The sequence below is a fragment of the Streptosporangium sp. NPDC000563 genome (assembly GCF_040299985.1).
GTDB lineage: Bacteria > Actinomycetota > Actinomycetes > Streptosporangiales > Streptosporangiaceae > Streptosporangium.
Genome location: NZ_JBEPDA010000011.1, coordinates 1 through 19,620, shown reverse-complemented (window position 1 = coordinate 19,620; position 19,620 = coordinate 1). Strand labels below are relative to the sequence as shown.

Annotated in this window: 15 protein-coding genes; 5 read left to right on the top strand and 10 right to left on the bottom strand. The window is 68.9% G+C overall.

What is annotated here, in order from left to right:
* Positions 1-42: 42 nt before the first annotated feature.
* A complete protein-coding gene (locus tag ABT352_RS23970; RefSeq protein WP_350947141.1) occupies positions 43-729 on the bottom strand; it encodes a gamma-glutamyl-gamma-aminobutyrate hydrolase family protein in 687 nt (228 codons plus the stop codon).
* 491 nt (positions 730-1,220) lie between these two features.
* On the opposite strand from ABT352_RS23970, the gene ABT352_RS23965 reads away from it, so the two are divergent.
* Both ABT352_RS23965 and ABT352_RS23960 read left to right on the top strand, forming a co-directional pair.
* The gene (locus ABT352_RS23965) at positions 1,221-2,336 is read left to right on the top strand and encodes a globin domain-containing protein (RefSeq protein WP_350947140.1); all 1,116 of its coding nucleotides are present in this window, start codon (positions 1,221-1,223) and stop codon (positions 2,334-2,336) included.
* 371 nt (positions 2,337-2,707) lie between these two features.
* Positions 2,708-3,037 (top strand): ubiquitin family protein, encoded by a 330-nt coding sequence (locus tag ABT352_RS23960; RefSeq protein WP_350947139.1) that lies wholly within the window; start codon positions 2,708-2,710, stop codon positions 3,035-3,037.
* Between the two features lie 6 nt (positions 3,038-3,043).
* Here ABT352_RS23960 and thyX read toward each other — a convergent pair whose 3' ends face one another.
* From thyX to ABT352_RS23945, 3 genes are all read right to left on the bottom strand, one after another.
* Positions 3,044-3,736 (bottom strand): FAD-dependent thymidylate synthase, encoded by a 693-nt coding sequence (thyX, locus tag ABT352_RS23955; RefSeq protein ID WP_350947138.1) that lies wholly within the window; start codon positions 3,734-3,736, stop codon positions 3,044-3,046.
* Positions 3,737-3,848: 112 nt separating this feature from the next.
* Positions 3,849-5,195 (bottom strand): amidohydrolase, encoded by a 1,347-nt coding sequence (locus ABT352_RS23950; RefSeq protein ID WP_350947137.1) that lies wholly within the window; start codon positions 5,193-5,195, stop codon positions 3,849-3,851.
* Positions 5,196-5,316: 121 nt separating this feature from the next.
* A complete protein-coding gene (locus tag ABT352_RS23945) occupies positions 5,317-7,458 on the bottom strand; it encodes an anthranilate synthase component I (protein ID WP_350947136.1) in 2,142 nt (713 codons plus the stop codon).
* 420 nt (positions 7,459-7,878) lie between these two features.
* Between ABT352_RS23945 and ABT352_RS23940 the strand changes: the two genes are divergently transcribed.
* Positions 7,879-9,069, top strand: coding sequence for a helix-turn-helix transcriptional regulator (locus tag ABT352_RS23940; RefSeq protein WP_350947135.1), 1,191 nt, complete (start codon positions 7,879-7,881; stop codon positions 9,067-9,069).
* 136 nt (positions 9,070-9,205) lie between these two features.
* Here the strand turns inward: ABT352_RS23940 and ABT352_RS23935 are convergent, their stop codons facing one another.
* The 4 genes from ABT352_RS23935 to ABT352_RS23920 all read right to left on the bottom strand — a co-directional run bounded on the left by ABT352_RS23935 (position 9,206) and on the right by ABT352_RS23920 (position 11,332).
* Positions 9,206-10,120, bottom strand: a complete 915-nt coding sequence (locus ABT352_RS23935; RefSeq protein WP_350947134.1) for an SDR family oxidoreductase — start codon at positions 10,118-10,120, stop codon at positions 9,206-9,208.
* An 88-nt stretch (positions 10,121-10,208) separates the two neighbouring features.
* The gene (locus tag ABT352_RS23930) at positions 10,209-10,637 is read right to left on the bottom strand and encodes an SRPBCC family protein (RefSeq protein ID WP_350947133.1); all 429 of its coding nucleotides are present in this window, start codon (positions 10,635-10,637) and stop codon (positions 10,209-10,211) included.
* Positions 10,630-10,950 carry an ArsR/SmtB family transcription factor gene (locus tag ABT352_RS23925; RefSeq protein WP_350947132.1) on the bottom strand — a complete coding sequence of 107 codons (321 nt, stop codon included), beginning with the start codon at positions 10,948-10,950 and terminating at the stop codon, positions 10,630-10,632. Before ABT352_RS23925 ends, ABT352_RS23930 begins: the two co-directional genes overlap by 8 nt.
* Positions 10,943-11,332 (bottom strand): VOC family protein, encoded by a 390-nt coding sequence (locus ABT352_RS23920; protein ID WP_350947131.1) that lies wholly within the window; start codon positions 11,330-11,332, stop codon positions 10,943-10,945. Before ABT352_RS23920 ends, ABT352_RS23925 begins: the two co-directional genes overlap by 8 nt.
* A gap of 419 nt (positions 11,333-11,751) precedes the next feature.
* Here ABT352_RS23920 and ABT352_RS23915 point away from each other — a divergent pair, with 419 nt between their 5' ends.
* Both ABT352_RS23915 and mctP read left to right on the top strand, forming a co-directional pair.
* Positions 11,752-11,964, top strand: coding sequence for a DUF3311 domain-containing protein (locus tag ABT352_RS23915; protein ID WP_350947130.1), 213 nt, complete (start codon positions 11,752-11,754; stop codon positions 11,962-11,964).
* 4 nt (positions 11,965-11,968) lie between these two features.
* Entirely contained in the window at positions 11,969-13,603 is a 1,635-nt protein-coding gene (gene mctP / locus ABT352_RS23910) for a monocarboxylate uptake permease MctP (protein WP_350947129.1), read from the top strand.
* 183 nt (positions 13,604-13,786) lie between these two features.
* Here the strand turns inward: mctP and ABT352_RS23905 are convergent, their stop codons facing one another.
* A complete protein-coding gene (locus tag ABT352_RS23905) occupies positions 13,787-17,125 on the bottom strand; it encodes a PQQ-dependent sugar dehydrogenase (protein ID WP_350947128.1) in 3,339 nt (1,112 codons plus the stop codon).
* A gap of 185 nt (positions 17,126-17,310) precedes the next feature.
* The gene (locus ABT352_RS23900) at positions 17,311-18,486 is read right to left on the bottom strand and encodes a sugar phosphate isomerase/epimerase family protein (RefSeq protein WP_350947127.1); all 1,176 of its coding nucleotides are present in this window, start codon (positions 18,484-18,486) and stop codon (positions 17,311-17,313) included.
* Positions 18,487-19,620: the final 1,134 nt, after the last annotated feature.

Sequence of the window (19,620 nt, the reverse complement as noted above, 5' to 3'; positions counted from 1 at the left end):
CACCGGGGCGATCACGCGGGACGTCACGTCCGCGCGACGGTGTCAGGATCCGGCGGCCTCGACCAGGGCCTCGACGAGCCGGTTGTCCCCGGCTCGCGCGAGGTCCCACTGCACACCGATGCCGAACCTGTGCCCCTCCAGCTCGACGCCCTCGACGATCTGGTCGTCGGCCCACGCCACGGCGAGCAGGCCGGTGCCCAGCCGCTTGACGGCCTGGTGATGGGAGGCGGTCACCTCGGCCTTGTCGCCCAGCGTCTTGCCGAGTTTGCTGGAGACGCTGATCTGGACGCGGTGCGCCGTGGAGGCGGCGTGACGGTCGTGGTCGACCACCTCGGGGAGCCAGGGGATCAGGTTCCCGCCCTGGGCGACGTTCAGGACATGCATGCCCCGCCCCGAGGCGAGCAGCGGCAGGTCGGCCTTGACTGCGGCGCGGGCCAGCGCCAACTCGAAGCGGTCGCGGTGCGGCTGCGGGTCACCGACGCGCTCCTCGCGGGCGGCCCCGTACAGGGAGGGATCGAGCTCGCCCCCTCCGGCGAGGATCACACCGGACAGGCCGCGGACGTAGTCGTCGATCCCGCCGAGGTTGAGCGGGGGCAGCAGCACCGGGGCGCCCCCCGCCTTCTCGACGGCCCGCGCGTAGGAGGTCGGCGACAGGACGGCCTCCCTGACCCAGTCGCCCCAGCGGGCGGCCTCAAGGTAGGTGGTGATACCGATCAAGGGTTGGGGCATGCGTTCTCCAGGGGGGCGTGCACGAGGTGGCGCCACCTGTTTCGGACAGCACCGATCCCATCTTCAACAGCTTCCCTATCATGGCGCACTCTATTTCGGTCATGTCACACATCCGAGGTATCAGTGTCGTCTCGCCGGGCCTCCCCACCCCTCACCGCCGGAGGGCTTCCCGCCGCCCAACCCCTCGGAACCCCGCCGTGATGAGAAATCGTACGAATAGTAAATTTCACCTTCAAAACGAATGTGATTATTATTCGTTTATCCAGCTCTCCACAGATTAACCAGTCACCCAAAATAACTCTCCAATTACCGATAGTTAGATTTCCCGCTATATTGCCGGGAAACGGTTGTGAGGCCCACTAGGTGATGGAAGACTCGAATTCGAGTGACCGGGCGAGCCGGGGCTCCAGGTCACTCTTCACCCGGAGCCGTCAGGGAGGTGGATCTGCGTGATCGGACTTTGAGCCGGTCAATTAGGGTGGGTTCTTTAAATGTCTTTGAATCCGCGTCTTGTCAAGGAAAGCTTCGCCGTCGTCGAACCCGTCGCGGACAAGGCCGCGGCATACTTCTACGGGCGCCTGTTCGCCGAGAACCCGCACCTGCGGGCGATGTTCCCCCCGGCGATGGACATCCAGCGCGACCGGTTGTTCAGCGCGCTGACCAGGATCGTCTGGAGCCTGGACAGCCCCGGCGGCATGGCGTCGTTCCTCGGCCAGCTCGGCCGCGACCACCGCAAGTACGGGGTGGTCCCCGAGCACTACACCGCGGTCGGCAACGCGCTCCTCGCCACGATCCGGCGCTTCGCCGCCGAGGTCTGGAACACCGAGATCGAGGCGGCGTGGGTGGCCGCGTACGCCGCCGCCGCCGATCTCATGATCGAGTCAGCCCAGTCGGACGCGGGAGTGTCGCCCGCCTGGTGGCCGGCCGAGGTGATCGACCACGAGCTCCGCACCCCGGACATCGCGGTGATCACCCTGCGGCCCGGCCAGGAGCTGCCTTATGTGCCCGGCCAGTACGTCAACGTGCAGACCGCGCGCTGGCCACGCGTCTGGCGCGCGTTCTCCATCGCGAACGCACCCCGGGACGACAACACCGTCCGTCTGCACGTCCGCGCGATCACCGGTGGCTGGGTCTCCACCACGCTGGTCAGGCACACCCGGATCGGTGACACCGTGACGCTGGGCCCCGCGATCGGCACCATGGTGCCCTCCGGCTCCGGACGCGACATCCTGTGCGTGGCGAGCGGCACCGGCCTGGCCCCGATCAAGGCGATCCTGGAGCACCTGATCGACTCCGGGCGCCGCCCCAACATCCACCTGCTGTACGGAGCCCGCACGGCCGCCGAACTCTACGACCTGACCGACCTGCGGCGGATGGAGTCGGCCTTCCCGTGGCTGCGGGTGCTGCCCGTGGTCTCCGAGGAGCGGGGGTACGCCGGCATGCGGGGCCGTCTTTCCGAGGTGATGGAGCGGTTCCACTCGTGGGCCGACCACGAGGCCTATGTCTGCGGCCCGGTCGCCATGGTCAACGAGACCGTCCGCAGGCTCCAGCGGGGCGGAATGCCTCCGGCCCATATCCACCGGGACACCGTGGAGGGGGATCCTTGAGCGACATTCGCGACTAACACCCCAAATTGATCACGCAAATTTCATAGAGCACGGCGGGACGCGGCGTGACATGGCAGCATGAGGCCCGATCCGAAAGGAGATGGTCATGCACGAGGGCCCCCCTCCCAGCCCGTGCCCCCCTCTCGACCGCCACCCGCACGGACCCGTCCGCCGTCATCGTCACTCGCCCGGCAGCCCGGCCGGCCCCGTCCGCCACCGTCGCCGTCCGTCCGGCCCTCCGGCCGGGACCGCCCGTCCGCACGCCCTCGTCCCCGGTCCCCTCCACCGGCGGCGGCCCTCCGCGGACCGGGGTGAGCTCCCCCCTCGGCCCCCGGCCGTGCCCGCCTCGCACGTCACGGTGCTCTGAGCCGATGGCCAGACCCGTCACCCTCGTGACCTTCATGCTTCCCGCCACACTGCGCCACTGGGCGGGCGAGACCACCGAGATCCGCGTCTTCGCGATCGCCGACCGCGACGACGGACACCCCACGCTGGGCTCCGCCCTCGACATGCTCCGCCGCACGCACCCGTTCCTGGAGCAGCGGCTCCGCGACGACTACGGGGGCATCCGCCGCCATATCAGCATGTTCGTCTGCGGGGAGAACGCCCGGCACCATGGCGGCCTCGACTGCGCGCTGCCTCCCGGTGCCGAGATCTTCGTCCTGCCCGTCCTCTCCCGCTCCCCGGAGACGACGGGCTGAGGCGGGCTAGGGAGCGACCCTGCCCGCTGCCACGAAGGCCGCATGCGTGAGGGGCATCAGCTCCGCCCAGGCCGCCTCCATCTTCTCCGCCACCATCTCGATCTCGCGCTGCGGGAACGAGGGCACCCTGGCCTGCTCGTTCTTGGTACGCAGGGACAGGAAGTGCATGAGCGAGCGCGCGTTGCAGGTGGCGTACATCGACGAGAAGAGACCGACGGGCAGCACCGCCCTGGCCACCTCCCTCGCGATCCCGGCCTCCAGCATCTCCTGGTAGGCGGCATAAGAGTTCCGGTACGACGACTCCATCACCTCGGTGACGAGCTTGTGCTGCCCGGCGTCACCGTCGGCGAAGACGTACTGCCCCGGCTTGCCCTTCTGCACCAGCTTCCGGTCGTGGCCCGGCACGTAGAAGACCGGACGAAGCTCGCGATATCTCCCGCTCTCCTCGTTGAACGACCATCCCGCCCTGTGCCGGTGGAACTCACGGAAGACGAAGATCGGAGCGCTGACGAGGAAGGTCATCGAGTTGTGCTCGAACGGACTGCCGTGCCGGTCGCGCATCAGGAAATTGATCAGCCCCTTCGAACGCTCGGGGTCCTTGCCGATCTCCTCCAGGGACTGCTCCCCGGCGGTCGACACCCGCGCGGCCCAGAGCACGTCGGTGTCGGAGGCGCTGTGCTTGACCAGCTCCACGGTCACGTTGTCAAGAAAGCGTGCCTCTGCCCCATCGCCCGTCAACTGGCTCCCCCTCGTCGCACCAACAGTCGCCCCATTATTCCAGGGGCCCATCCGCCCCTGGGCCGGGCACCCGTCACAACCGGTATATCCGGCGCGCGTTGCCGGAGCCGATCATCTGGGCCACCCGGGCCGCGTCGGCGACGCTCCACTCGCCGTCGGCCAGTCTCGCGGCGAGCGCCCCCGCCAGGCCGCGCCGGTAGTGCAGGGCGCCGAGGTGACAGGTCTCCGCCACGCCGTGGCCACCGGAACCGAACAGCTGCTTGTGGAACGGCACGAGCTCCAGCAGTTCCGCCATGACCGCCGCCGAGCCCGTGGCACTGCGGGTCAGGGCCGCCCCCACGTCGACGTAGACGTGCGGAAGGACCCCCGCCAGCCCGGCCGCCTGGCGGTGGAACGGGTGGCAGTGCAGCAGGACGACGGGGACGCCCACCGGCTGCACGGCCATGATGAAGCCGGCCACCGGCGCCGGACCCGCGTCGTGCGGGCCGGGGACACCTCCGGCGTGACCGCCGGAGGTACCGAAACCACCGTGGGCCTCGTGACCGCCGGAGGTGATCCGGCCACCGCGTCCCAGGTGAGTGTCGCGGCGCGCACCGCCGCCGGGGCGAGCGAGACCGGTGTGAAACTGCAGCGGCCGCCCGTACTCCCTGGCCACGTCGACGGCCGTCCAGAGCAGGTGGCGCAGCAGCACCTGGTCGGTGAGCCTCTCCCCGGGGCAGGCCAGCCGCCGGGTGGCCGCCGCGATCACCGCTCCCCGGCTCGGCCTGGCCGGATCGAGACGCCTGCCTGACCGGTGGGCCGTGACCGACTTCAGGGCGACCGCGCGGACGGCCCGTCCCGCGAGGTTCTGGGCGAGGGCGGAGATGTAGGAGACTCCCGAGACGGCGCTTCCCGCGACCTCCGCCTCGACCCGTTCGATGGGAACGACCCACGCGGTCTCCGCGCCGCCCGCGTGGCCCATCTCGGCAGGTGGCAACACCTCGGGCACACCGAAACGGTTCCGACGATCCGGGCCACCGGGGCCCTTCGGTCCGCCCGAGTCGCCGGAACCGTCGAAAGTGTCGGAGCCGTCGAAGCCGTCGAACAGGAAGGTGGCGATTCCCGCGGCGCCCAGCAGCCGCCGGTTCACCTCATCGGCGCCGAGTTCCATCCGGCGGGCCAGGTAGACGGCGGGCGGCACGTGCGGGGCGAGACCGAGGACGGGGGCGCACCAGCGGCGGACCGCGGCGCCCGCGGGGGTGTCGAAGTGGGTGGTGCCCGGCGGCGCCGGGGTTCCCGCTTCGGTGAGCAGCGTCTCGAACCGGGCCCGGGTCAGGTCGTCGCGGCGCACGCCGTGGCAGTTGTGGTCGACCAGCGGCGCCAGCAGCGCCTCCCGCACGGCGTCGGGCAACTCGACGGGCAGCACACCGTCCGACCTCATGCCCGCTCCTCCCCGCCACAGGCGTACCGGCCGAGACCGGCCCCGGTACGCCCGCGATCTCCACGACGAGGGGAACTCTAGGGTCACCCGGCGTGCTCGCCGGGCGCGAAGCACGGGTTCTTTACCCGCTCTTGCGGCAGAGCCGAAGAACGTTGGCGATGACCTTCGCTCCCGCGCCTCCCCCCGCGGTGAGGATCGACTCGGGGTGGAACTGCACCGCGAAGCGGCGTCGCTCGACGTCCTCGATCGCCATCACCGCGCCGTCCGGAGTGAACGCGGTGGCGGTGAACCCGGCGACGCCCGGCTGCTTGGCGTGGACCGAATGGTAGCGGGCGGCGGTGAACTCCTCGGGGAGCCCGTCGAGCAGGGCGCTCGCGCCCACCCTCCGTACCTGACCGCGCTTGCCGTGCTCGGGGTAGGACAGCAGTTCGAGGGTGCCACCCGCGTGCTCCACCATGCCCTGCAGGCCGAGGCAGACGCCGAACACCGGTAGATCACGCTCGTAGAGGGCGCCGACCAGGGCGGGCAGGCCGAAGTCGGAGGGCCAGCCGGGGCCGGGCGACAGCACCACCAGAGAGGGGTCCAGCTCGTCGATCATCGTGACGGGGAAGCCGTGCCTGAGTGTGACGACCTCGGCCCCCTGCTGACGGAAGTAGTCGGCGAGGGTGTTGACGAAGGAGTCCTCGTAGTCGACGAGGAGCACCTTCATGCCGCTTCCCGGCAGCTCCGCGGCCGCCTTCGTCTCGGTCCGCTCCTGCGGGACCGCGCCGACCGCCGCCAGGGCGCCCAGCAGGGCGCTGGCCTTGAGTTCGGTCTCCCGCTCCTCGGCCTCGGGGTCGGAGTCGAACAGCAGTGTGGCCCCGGCCCGCACGGTGGCCACGCCGCCGCGGATCTGCGCGGTGCGCAGGGTCAGGCCGGTGTTCATCGAGCCGTCGAAGCCGATGTAGCCGACCGCCCCGCCGTACCAGCGTCGCGTGGTCTCCTCGTGGTCCTCGATGAACTGCATCGCCCAGTTCTTGGGGGCTCCCGTGACGGTGACGGCCCACATGTGGGTGAGGAAGGCGTCCAGGGCGTCGAACTCGGGACGCAGCCGGCCCTCGATGTGATCGACGGTGTGGATGAGCCGGGAGTACATCTCGATCTGACGCCGGCCGATCACCTGGACCGTCCCCGGCACGCAGATGCGGGACTTGTCGTTGCGGTCCACATCGGTGCACATGGTCAGCTCCGACTCCTCCTTCACGCTGGACAGGAGGGTCCGGATCGCGTCGGCGTCCTCGATGGGATTGCCGCCTCGGGCGATGGTGCCGGAGATGGGACAGGTCTCGACGCGGTCGCCGCTGACCCGGACGTACATCTCCGGTGAGGCACCGACCAGGTGCTCGCCCTCGCCGAGGTTGAACAGGAACTCGTACGGCGCCGGGTTCACCGTGCGCAGTCCCCGGTAGAAGGCGGCCGGGTCGGTGCAGGGGGCGTGGAAGACCTGGCCGGGGACGACCTCGAACAGGTCACCGCGGACGAACTTCTCCTTGGCCGCGGCCACGACCTTGGCGTAGGAGCCCTTCTCCGGGTCGGCGGGAAGCTCGGACGGGAGCGCGGGCAGCGGCACGACCTCCCCCTCGCGCTCGAGCCCGTGGGTGGATACGCCGTCCACGGTGAACTCGTAGCGGAACTCCTTGCTGGTCTCCCTCTTGCGGTCGATCACCATCACCCGGTCGGGCAGGTGGAGCACGAGGTCACGCTGGTCGGCGGCCCGGGTCAGGACCTGCCTGATCGGCTCGAACTGGAAGGCCAGGTCGTAGCCGAAGGAGCCGTACAGGCCCAGATGCTCGTTCTCTCCCTTGAAAACGGCGATGACCTCGCGGATCGCGGTGAAAACGGTGGGACGGCGGCTGCGCATCTCCTCGGGGAGGATGTCCTCCGACTCCGCCACGTAGACCTCGACGAGATCGGCCGTCGGCTCCTCGACGGGCTTGCCGGCCGCCAGCAGGCAGGACACGACGGCGGGCAGGACCACCCTGCCCCGGGCGTTCAGCGCGCGGGCGGAGATCCTGCGTCCCCTGGCCACGATCTCCAGGCAGGGGTCGACATAGGCGAGGTGCCATCGGCTGTAGCGGCCCGGATACTCCATCCCGGAAGAGAGCACTCCGCCACGGCGCTCGCCGAGCGTCGTGACGACGTCCTCAAGCACCGTCTCGGGCACGTCGGACGCGGTGACCTCGACCCCTATGCCGCCGGCGGTGGTATATCGGCTCGTCTCCACTGCGGTATCGCCCCTCTTGTTTCCCTGATGCCCTGAGGGGGCGGACACAGAAAAGGCCACCTCCCCGGGCGGCCGTTTGTCTGCTCGCGAATGCGAAACCTGCGCCGCCTAGAAGCGGCGCCACCACTGAAGGGTAATCGGGTGTCGCATGTGGCCAGAGTACCGGCGGCAACCGCGATCATGCAACGTGACACGGTGGCGGGTCCTCGACGCTCCGCAGGAGCCAAAAACCCCATGAAACCTATGCAAAAGACTCGCGGCTCGACACCGAGCCGGATTCCGGATTGCCGGATTGTCCGCCGGGTCGTCGCCCGGTCCGGTCCACCCGCCACCCGCTCCCCTTCCGGCCGTCACCGTCACCGTCACCGTCACCGTCACCGTCACCGTCACCGTCACCGTCACCGGGGCTAGGGTCGGAGGGTGCGTGCGGCCAGGTTGATGTCGTTGGTCCTGTTGCTCCAGGGCCGGGGCGGGATGACCGCGGCGGAGCTCTCCCGGGAACTGGAGGTCTCCGAGCGGACCGTCCACCGTGACGTGCTGGCCCTTTCCGAGGCCGGCGTGCCGGTGTACGCCGACCGCGGGCGAGGTGGCGGCTACCGGCTGCTTGACGGATACCGCACCCGTCTCACCGGCCTTGACCGGGCCGAGGCGGAGGCACTGTTCCTGTCGGGGGTTCCCCAGGCCCTGCGGGAGATGGGGCTGAGCGAGGTGGCGGCCACGGCGCGGCTGAAAGCCGCGGCCGCGCTCTCTCCCGGCCTCCGCGACGCCCCCGCGACCGCGGCCCAGCGCTTCCACCTGGACGCCCCCGGCTGGTTCGCGAGCGAGCGGCCTCCGCCGCAGGCGCTGGCGCCCCTGGCCAGGGCGGTGTGGGGCGATCACCCGGTCACCGCCCTCTACCGGCGTGCCGCGCGCCACCGCCCTGGCGAACAGACAGGGCCATCGGGCGAGACCATGAAGACCGGGCGGATCGGGCGCCCCGAAGACACCGGGCGGAGTGAACGTGACAGGCCGAGCGGAGGGACCGCGCGGTCCGGAGACCACGGGTGGACCGAGCGCGACGGACAGGCCGGGGACGCAGAGCAGACCGCGGACACCCGGCAGGCCGGCACCGCCCGGCGCCTGGAGCCGTACGGGCTCGTGTTGAAGGCGGGAGTCTGGTACCTGGCGACCCGGTTCGCCATCTACCGGGTCGACCGCTTCGACGAGGTCCAGATCCACTCGGACCTGCGCTTCGAGCGGGACGGCGCCTTCGACCTCGCCGCCTTCTGGACGGAGCGGGTGGCGCGGTTCGCCGGGTCCCTGCTCACCACGCACGTCACCGTACGGCTCAGTCCCGCCGGCCTCCGCGCGCTCCCCTCCGTCGCCGATCCCGCCGCCCTCGACGCCGCCCTGGCCTCCGCCGGCGAGCCCGACGAGCAGGGGTGGGTCACGTTCCGCCTGCCCGTCGAGTCGCCGGAGGTCGCCTACGCCCAGATCCTCGGTTTCGGCCCGGAGGCCGAGGTCGTCGACCCACCCGGCCTCCGGGCCCGCCTCGCCGAGGCCGCCGTCCGCCTGCACGGCCTGTACTCCGCTCCCCGCTCCTCCGATGACACCGGCACGCCGGGCCGTTGACCTCTCACGACGATTCCAACCATGGGGGCACTGCCCCCTCGCGACGGGCCCGGCCTTCGAACCGCTGACCTCTTACGGCCCCACCCTGGGGTCGCTGATCCCTCACGGCGAGCCGAACCGGCGCTCGCGGCGCCGGTCAGCGGTAGCCGGTGGCGTCGGCGGGTTTCCCCTTGCTCTCGACCTCCTCGATGTAGCGCCAGGCGTCCGGCCTGCTGCCGTCGACGTCGGTGAAGCCGTACACCTGGGCGAGTTGCCCGCTGGACACCGACTGCCCCGACCAGCGCATCCGGTCCTCGTCGGCGGCGAGGGCGACGACCGCGCGACCGGTGTAGGCGGGTGTCTCGGAGATCACGAAATGCGGCTGTTTGGCAGTGGCGTCCCGCCAGTTCTCCTCGGTGACGCCGAAGAGTTCCAGCATGTTCTCCGACCTGAGCCAGCCGGGGGTGAGCGAGATCGCGGCGCAGCCGTGCGGGCGCAACTCGTGACCCTGGATGAACGCCAGGCGGTTCACCGAGATCTTGGCCAGGTCGTAGAAGGCCGAGAGCCGGTAGTTGGAAATGTTGTACTCCAGGGTGCCGTCGGTCACCTCGATCACCATGCCCCCGGGATTCTCGATCAGCAGGGGCAGGGCGTGGTGGCTGGTGATGAGGTGAGTGTCCACCGCCAGCCGGAGGATGCGCAGACCGTCGTCGAGAGAGTGTTTCCAGACGGGGACGTGCCACTCGGTGAGCGAGTCGGAGCCCCAGACGTCGTTGACCAGGATGTCGAGTTTGCCCTGCTCGTTGCTGATCTGTTCCACCAGGAGGCGCACCTGCTCCGACTCCAGGTGATCCACCTGGACCGCGACGCCCCGCCCACCGGCACGGGTCACCAGCTCGGCCGTCTCCTCGATGGTCTCCGGGCGGCCCATTTCCGAGCGTCGTGCCCGCGTGCTCCTCCCGGTGCAGTAGACCGTGGCACCGGCCGCGCCCAGCTCCACCGCGATGCCCCGCCCGGTCCCCCTCGTCGCCCCCGCGACCAGGGCGACCTTCCCTTCCAGCGTTCTTGTCATGAGATCAGCGTGGCGCGAAAACAGGACATCCTCTGTCATGTTTTCGCGCCACGCCTGCCGAAGAACGCGACGACCGAAACGGCCGGGATCAGCCGGTCGCCAGCGCCTCCTCCAGTGCACGGAGGACGTGCGAGCGCCACCCCCCATCGAGGATGGCGCGCGTGCGCCGCTGGACGGGATCGTCGGGGTCGAACCCGGCGTGCTCCAGGAACAGCCGGGTGCCGCGCCCTTCGGGTTCCAGCCTCCAGACCACCGTGGTGTCCAGCCTCCCGCCCCTCCAGGACAGGCGCAGCAGGCGTTCCGGCTCCAGGTCGAGGACCTCGCAGTGCACGACGCCGTCGAAGCCGTGTTTCGGTTTCGGCTCGGTCCTGAAGGTGAACCGGTGACCGACGACCGGCTTGAAGTCGTTGGGCATCAGCCAGCGCGCCAGCAGGTCGGTGTCGGTGAGCGCCCGCCAGACCCGCGCGGGCGGGTGGGCGAGATACTGATCGGTCTGGATCAGGGTCGGGTCAGTCATCGTCCTCGGCGTCCAGAAGGTCACGAAGGCTGGAGAGTCTCTCCCGCCAGAACCGCTCGTACGGCGTGAGCCACTCCGACATCTCTCGCAGCGGCTCGGAGTTCAACGAGTACAGCCGCTGCCGACCGGCCCTGCGCTCGACCACCAGGCCGGCGTCCTTGAGTACCTTGAGATGCTCCGACAGACTCGGCCGGCGCATGTCGAAGTGGCCGGCCAGTTCCTGGACCGGCTGCGGGCCACCGTCCAGGAGCAGGCCGAGCAACCGGCGCCTGGTGGGGTTGGCCACCGCGGCGAACACATCCGTCTCAGCCACCGGCGGACACGTTCACCGCGGTGGTCTGCAACACGATCCCGTTGCCGTCGGGGTCGTCGAAGGTGACGTACCGCCCCCACGGCGACTGCTGGATGCCCCCCTCGATCGCCACCCCGCGGCCGCTCAGCTCCGCCACGTCACCGTCGAGGTCGTCGGTCTCGAGCACCAGGCCCTTGAGCGAGCCTGGCGGCATGGTGTCGAACCAGGTGACGAGCGTGATGGCGGTGTCGGCGCCCTTGGGAGCCACCTGCACCCATCGCCGATCGGGCCCCATCGGATTGTCGGAGACGAGATCGAAGCCGAGCGTGCCGACGTAGAAGTTCTTCGCCCGCTCCTGGTCGGCGACGGGCAGGGAGAGCAACTGGATGTGCGTGATGGTCATGCCCCAAGAATAGGTAGGAGATTTCCTACCAGTCAAACGATGACCGGTAACCGCCGCGGCGCCCACGACAGGAAGGACCCATTCGCGGCACACGCCACACGGGAGGCGGGAGGCGGGAGGCGGGAGGCGGCCAATCCTGCCTGTGCGCCTTTACGAAATGCACTCCGCATTGTCAAGGAAGCCGCGCCGAGAGGTCGGCGATCGGTGGGATACCGGCGGTGAAGCGAAGGACTCGGAGACGCACGACGCCCGCGACCTGGCCTGGAACCTCGGCGGCGAGGCCGAGCCGCCGTTCGTCGCGCCACACATGCCACTCGGCGCTCGGTGACCCGAATGGAACGGCGGCGTAATTACGCTGCCGGTCAGCCGAAGGGGATATCCCTGCCCGGGCGTCCATTCTCCAGCTCAAGGAGACCGCGTTGACCACTCCAAACGGGGACCGGAGCGATCGCAGCCCATGGAACTGGCTGCTTATCGCGCCGATCATCCTACCTTTGCTCCCGCTTCTCTACAATTCCGATGAACCCCGGCTTTTCGGTTTCCCGATGTTCTACTGGCTCCAGCTCGCCTTCATCGCGATCGGTGTCACGTGCACCTCGATCGTGTACCGGATGACGAAGCGGCGGCGGTGACCCGATGGAAGCCCACCTGACAGAGATCATCATCTTCTCCGTGCTGTTCCTGGTGGTCAGCGGCATGGGATTCGTGGCCGCGCGCTGGCGCCGCCCGGAGAACCTGGCCAGCCTCGACGAGTGGGGACTCGGCGGCCGCAACTTCGGCTCGTGGGTCACCTGGTTCCTGGTCGGCGGCGACCTCTACACCGCCTACACCTTCGTGGCCGTACCCGCCCTGCTCTGGGGGGCGGGCGCGATGGGCTTCTTCGCGGTGCCGTACACCATCGTGGTCTACCCGATCGTGTTCCTGGTGCTGATCCGCCTCTGGTCGGTCTCGCACGTGCACGGCTTCGTCACCCCGGCCGACTTCGTCCGGGCCAGGTTCGGCTCCCCCACCCTCGCGCTGCTGGTCGCGATCACCGGCATCGTCGCGACGATGCCCTACATCGCGCTCCAGCTCGTCGGTATCGAGGCCGTGCTGAAGTCGATGGGGGTGACCGGTCATCTGCCGATCATCATCGCGTTCGCGATCCTGGCCGCGTACACCTACCAGTCGGGCCTGCGCGCGCCCGCGCTGATCGCGTTCGTCAAGGACACGCTGATCTACATCGTGATCCTGGTCGCGATCTTCGCGATCCCCGCCCAGATCGAGGGCGGCTGGTCGGGCATCTTCGACGCCGCCCAGGCCAAGTTCGACGCCAGCGCCGCACCCGGCGACGGGATCCTACTCAACGCGAACAACCAGCTGCAGTACGTCACGCTCGCCCTGGGCTCGGCGCTCGCGCTGTTCCTCTATCCGCACAGCGTCACCGGCATCCTCGCCTCCAGGAACCGTGACGTGATCAAGCGGAACATGTCGGCGCTCCCCGCCTACAGCCTGCTGCTCGGCCTGATCGCCCTGCTGGGCTTCATGGCCATCGCGGCCGGGATCCAGCCCATCGGCACCGACAACAACACGATCGTGCCCCAGCTGTTCGACAGGATGTTCCCCGACTGGTTCACCGGCGTCGCCTACGCCGCGATCGGCATCGGCGCGCTGGTCCCCGCGGCCATCATGTCCATCGCCGCGGCGAACCTGTTCACCCGCAACATCTACAAGGAGTATCTGAGCCGGGACGCGAGCGACGCCGACGAGGCCCGCGTCTCCAAGATCACCTCGCTGCTCGTCAAGGTCGGCGCGGTGCTGTGCATCCTGTTCCTGGACACCGGCTTCTCCATCGACCTGCAGCTCATCGGCGGTGTCATCATCCTGCAGACGCTCCCGTCGGTGGCGCTCGGCCTCTACACCCGCTGGTTCCACCGGGGCGGCCTGATCGCCGGCTGGGTGGCCGGCATGGGGGCCGGGATGCTCCTGCTCTACAACATCGGCAACCCGGCCACCGGCAAGCTGCACTTCGCGGGGTCGGCGTTCCCGCTGGAGAAACTGGGACTGGACACCAAGATGACGATCTACGCGGGCATCCTCGCCCTCGCGGTCAACCTCGCCGTCGCCGCGCTCGGCACCGTCATCGCGCGTTCCGCCAGAATGGCCGAGGGCGACGACTCCACCAAGCCCGACCACTACTTCGCCGACGAGGGCGACCCCAGGATCAAGGATCTCGACCTCGCCCCCCACGGAGCCCACCGGACGGATCCGGACCCGGCCCCCGAACCCTAGGCTCCGGGATCCACCGGCACTCGGACGTGGCCCGGCTCCGGGACCCCGGTCCCGGACGACGCGGCCGCGAGCCTCCCGTCACCCACCGGGACCCGGAAACGAGCGCGGGGGGAGAGCCTGTCAGGCTTTCCCCCCGCGTCGTCAGCGCGTCGCCGTCAACGTGTCGGCATCAGCGCGTCGGCGTTATCCGGCGGCCGGATCGCGATACTGCGCGATCAGGGCGTTGGCGTCACGCAGGAGCGTGGCCTTCACCACCGGGTTAGAGACGATCTTCGGATCGTTGACCTCCTCGATGAAGCGCTCAAGCTTCTTGATGATCTTCTTCTTGTCGCGCTCGCGCCCCTTGTCCTCGGACACCATGACCTTGGAGAGCTTGTCCTGGAGCTTCTCGGCGCCCTTGGCCGACAGCTGCCCGGCCGCCTTGAAGCGGTCGATGAGCTTCTGCATGTCGGCGACGGAGGTCGTGACCTCGAACTCGACGGTCCGCTTCGTGACGTGCCCCGCCTTGTCCTTCGCGGTGACGGTCAGCGTGTGCGCACCGAGCGCCAGCTCCCACAGGGCGATCGCCTTGCCGGAGACCACCTCCAGGTCACCGATGGCCGCCGTCACGCTCGCCACTCCCGACGTCGCGTCGGTCGCCGAGAAGACGGGTGTGACGGACGCGGAGTCGCCGTACTTGCCGGGCTCCACCCCGCTCACGGTCAGGACCGGGGCGGTCTTGTCGATCTTCGCCGTGACGGTGCCGATCTGCGAGACGTTGCCCGCGTTGTCGGTCGCCCGGTAGCGCACCTCGATGGCACCCTCCGCGCTCAGGGTGACCGGGTTGTTGGCGTTCAGCCACGTCGTGCCGCCGTTGAGCGAGTACTGCCTGCTCGCCACCGTGCCGTTGTCGGTCGCGGTGACCGCCAGCGTGACGTTGCCGGTGTACCAGCCGTTCTCCCCGCCCGGCTGGGCCGGGGTGAGCGTGGCCGACACGGTCGGAGGCGTCTTGTCGGCGACACCGTCGCCCTGGAAGGTGAACCCGTCGACCTCAACACCACCGGTCGAGGTGATGAAGAGCTCGCCGCTGCCGGTCGGGGCGCCGGTGAGCGCGGTCTCCACGCTCTGCCAGCCCGATCCGGCGGGCACGGTGACGGTGGCGAACGGCTCCGCCGTCTCCGAACCCCATCGCAGGGAGAGCGTTCCCGCACCGGAGGCACGGGTCTTCACACTGGTGATACCGGCGAAGTTCACCGGCTCGTACGCGATCCAGTCACCGGCGTCGAACGACGTGATCTTCGCCAGGCCGGACGCACTCGCGTCCTCCACCTTGGTGACGCCGCTGCTCGTGTCGGCGTGCTCGGCCTGCAGCTCCTTGGGGTTGAGGATGAGCGTGGCGTCACCGACCGCCCCGGGGATGTCACCGGCGCCGTTGTCCCGGTAGCTCACGACGACGACGCCGAAGATGTTCTCGGTCTCGCCGTGCTCGGGGGCGTCGGCCGGTGTCGGCCACGCGCCCGAGCATCCGGAACCGAGGGTCTCCGGGTGCGCGTGCGTGTCGTGACCGAGGCCGAAGGTCCACTGCACCCGGCTGCACACCGGGTTGTCGCCGTCCTCCTTGTCGGAGACCTTGATCTGGAACGGCACCGCGTCGCCCCAGTTGAAGAAGGAGCCGTTGCCCGGCGACTGGATGGTCACCTCGGGCGCGGTGTTGCCCACGGTGATCTCGGTGGAGGTGAGCCCGAACTTGCCCTGCGCGTCGGTCACGCGGAGCCTGGCGACGTACTGCCCGAGCGCGGGGTAGGTGTGCGAGGCCGTCACGCCGGTGGCGTCGAAGGTCCCGTCGCCGTCGAAGTCCCACTCGTAGGTCAGCGGGCCCGGCTCGGCGTCGGTCGACGAGGCCGCGCTGAAGTCGACGGCGAGAGGCGCGGTGCTGCCCGACGACGGCTTGGCGACGATCTTCGCCTGCGGGGTCTTGTTCCCCTCGGCGTAGTCGATGCGGTACAGACCCGAGTCGGGGTTGGCGCGGAAGAAGCCGTCACCGTAGTCGAGCACGTACAGCGACCCGTCGGGGCCGAACTCGATGTCTATCGGGCTGTCGGTGATCGGCATCACCGCGGCCGTCAGCGCGCTGTTGGGCAGGAAGTGTTCGATCTTGGTCACCGGCCCGCCAGGCGCCGTCACGGTGAACGCCGCGAGATAGTCCTGCGAGAACTCGGCGAAGAAGAACTTCTTGTCCCAGTACGCGGGGAACTTCGTCGTCGAGGGGTTCGCCGCGTCGTAGTGGTAGACGGGACCGCCCATCGGTCCCTGGCCGCCCGCGGGCTCGAAGTCGGTGAGCCCGGCCCACTCAGCGGGCTGGTGGGTGTTGTTGTCACCGTAGTAGAGGGTGGCCGGGGTCGCGGGCGGCAGCTTGTCCACACCGGTGTTCCAGCGGGAGGTGTTCACCGGTCCCCCCGCGCAGTCGAACCACTCGCGCGGTGTCGCGGTCGCGAAGTTCCAGTCGTTGTAGTTGAACTGGTTCCCCGTGCAGTAGGGCCAGCCGCCGTTCATCGGCTTGTCGATGGGGGTGACGTCCCACTCGACGTAGCCCAGGGGTCCCCGGGCGGGGTCGGGCGCCCCGGCGTCGGGACCGTAGTCGCCCCAGGAGACCGTGCCGGTCACGTCGTCGACGTCCATGCGGAAGGGGTTCCGCAGCCCCGTCACGAAGATCTCGGGACGGGTCTTGGCCGTTCCCGGCGGGAAGAGGTTGCCCGCCGGGACGGTGTAGGAGCCGTCCTCCTTCACCGTGATCCGCAGGATCTTGCCGCGCAGGTCGTTGCTGTTGCCCGCACCACGCCGCGAGTCCAGCCCGGGGTTCATCCCCGGGGCGTCGTTGTTGGGCGCCATACCGTTGGCGCCGGGCGTGCCCGCGGGGGTGTTGTCGCCGGTGGCGAGGTAGAGGTTGCCCTCGGCGTCCCAGTCCATGTCGCCCGCGACGTGGCAGCACTGCCCGCGCTGCACCTCGACCTTGATGATCACCTGCTCGGTGGACAGGTCCAGCGCGTCACCGGTCCACTTGAACCGTGACAGCTGGTTGTAGCCCTTCCACTGGTTCCAGTACGACTCGTCCGCGCCCGCGGGCAGCGAGTTGGGCGCGGAGCCGGTGGGGGTCGTCTCCGGGTACGGCGCCGTCATCGTCTTCGGCGCGTAGTAGACGTAGACCCACTTGTTCTCGGCGAACTTGGGATCGATCGCGATCGTCTGGAGGCCGTCCTCGGAGTTCGCGTAGACGGGGATCGTGTTAATGATCTTGGTGATACCGGTGGCGCCGTCGGTCAGGCGGATGTCACCGTTGCGGGCGGTGTGCAGGACTCTCCTGTCCGGCAGGACCGCCATGTCGATCGGCTCGCCGACGTTCTTGGTCAGCGTGATCTTCTCGTAGTTCGACCAGTTCGTGGCCGCGTCCTGGAGCTGGGCCTGTGCGGGGGCGGCGCTGGGCACCGCCAGGGGAAACAGCAGGGCGGCCAGTGCTCCGCCGAGCATGGCGCGGGTAAGCTTCAACTTCCTGAGCCTCTTCTTCAGGGGAGTGTCAGGACATGGCGGGCCGCCACGCGTGCCGCGGCAACGGCTTCGATCACGTGGCGGTCCGCCGAACCCTTCGGATCCTCCGGATCCTTCCTCGGGTTCTTCCTCGGATTCTTCTTCGAGGTGTGTGCTCTGAGGTGTGGTTAAGGTGCGCCGAGCTCTCAGTGACGGCGCAGGGCGGAGAGGTTCTGGTAGCTCAGGTCGGCGTACTGGAGCGAGCGACCCGGGTCGGCGGTCCCTCCGGGCGCGTTGTCCTGCTCGTACATCGGGTTGTGGCGCTTCTCGATGTCCAGCTTGGAGAAGAAGGCCTTGTAGTCGATGTCACCGGTTCCGAACGGCACCATGTCGTAGCCGTTGGCGGTGGCGCTGGACTTCCCGTCCTTGGCGTGGAACAGCGGGAACCGCTTGTCGTTCTGCTTCACGAGCTTCAGGGGGTCGAAGATGTCGGTCCGGGTCTTGCCGTTGTGCGCGACGTACTCGCGGTGCTTGTACTGCGCCACGTGCGCCCAGTAGATGTCCAGCTCGAGATAGACGTCCCTGCGGTTGGTGATCTCCAGGAAGTACTCCAGCTTCCGGACGCCCGACGAGCGGGTGGGCCGACCCAGTTCGTCGAGCGGGCCCTCGTCGAGAAGGAAGCTGTAGGCCGCGTCGTGGTTGTGCGTGTACAGCTTGAGACCGGCGGCCGAGGCGAGCGCACCGAGGCCGTTCCACTTCTGGGCGGCGAGGTCCCAGTCCGCCTTGTAGGCGCTGTTGGTCGGGTCGCTGCCGGTGCCCACGTGCTCCATGCCGAGGATGTTGGCGATCTCCAACGTCCTCTTGAAGCGGTCGAGATCGGCCTGGGTGAGCGGCCAGGAGCTGGGAATGAAGCCGTGGTTGCCCTGGGCCTTGAGTCCGTTGTCGTCGAGCCAGCGGCGCAGCAGCCGGGCACCCTCGACGGTCTCCAGGTCGGCTCCGCCCTCCGCGTTCGCGTGCTGGCGGTAGCCGGCGAACTCCACCTGCTTGTAGCCGATCCGCGAGAGTTCCTCGAACACGCGCCGGAAGCCCGCCGGCAGGTTCATCGCCGGGTCGCGGGAGATGACGTCACGGACCGTGTAGAGGATGATGCCCCGCTTCGCCTCCGGCACCAGGGCCTCCTGATGGCCGTGGCCGTGGCCCTTGCCGCGCTCCTGGTCGTCGCCGGGGGACGCGTACGCGGCCGACGCGAGCGGACCCACCGCCGACATGGCGGCCACCGCGGTGACCCCCGTCGTGGCGGCGAGGAACTGGCGACGGTTCAGCCCGAGCCTGCGGCGCAGCGCGCCCGCGATCTCGTCGGTCTCTTCTTCGTGTGCACTCATGTTTTCCTACCTTCGTGTGGGTGGATGGAGCCCCACGGTCCCCGATGCCTCAGCCGGGTGACCGCCGACTCCCTTCCGCCGCAGGCCGCGGTCCCACACGGCGGGTCACCTCTTCGAGGGGATCCGCCTGCGGACGCCGTCGGCCGACTCACTTCGTCCTCTCGGTGGTGTGCAGAGAACTTGGCGTGGAAGTTACGCGTCTTCTGCACCTTTTGGAAGAACTTTTGCCATGATCACTTGAACTTTCTACGACGAACGACCAAAGTCCCTCCGGGGTGGAGCCGTACCGGACACGCTCCCACACACCCCCAATCGAGAGATCTTGCCTGATCAGGCGGGGTGGCCACTCGCGGAACGTCGCAATAGACTCGGTTTGTAACAATATGGGCAAACAGCCCTGCGAGGCATCCCGGAGGCGCCCCTCCCCTAGAGCCGTCACGCGACTCGACCTGTGTCTCGCCGGTCACTCCCGCCCTCACCCCGACACAGGTGATCACAGAACGTATTGAGCGGTGACTTCGGTCGGCCAAGCTGGAACTTCTGTCAAATTTGACAAAAGTAGCTGACCATAGGGTCTCGAGGCCGAGGGGAACCGATCATCCCGGCGAGGAGAACGAAGAAAAGGAGAACACCACCCCGCCGCGCGCCTCAGCGTAGGTCGAGCATCGCTTCCCGATCATGGGCATCGCCGCGACGATCACGCTTCGGCCGGTGCACGAACAGCGGCCGGCTCTCCGTGACACGCTCGGCGAGCTCCACGCCCAGGGACGTACGTCGAGGGTTTCGTCGTACCCAGGCGGGCCCGGTGCCGACCGTCAGAACGTGACGCCCGTGAAGCGAAAGCGGCTTCCGTCTCACAGTGAACCCCTTCGCCTCGCAGAGGCCCAGGAGCTCCCCTGGAGCCCTTGCCTCCGCCGGCCTGGAACGTGGAGGCTCGGAGCCCCGGCCTTCGACGTCTGGAGGCTCGGAACACCGCTTGAGCGCCGCTGGACCGCCCTCGGGACCCCGCCGGGCATCACCGGACATCGCTTGAAAAAGGCCCTGGAAAGCACGAAAGGCCCCCACCAACGGTGAGGGCCCTACGTGAAAGATTGTCCGGCGGTGACCTACTCTCCCACACCGTCCCCGGTGCAG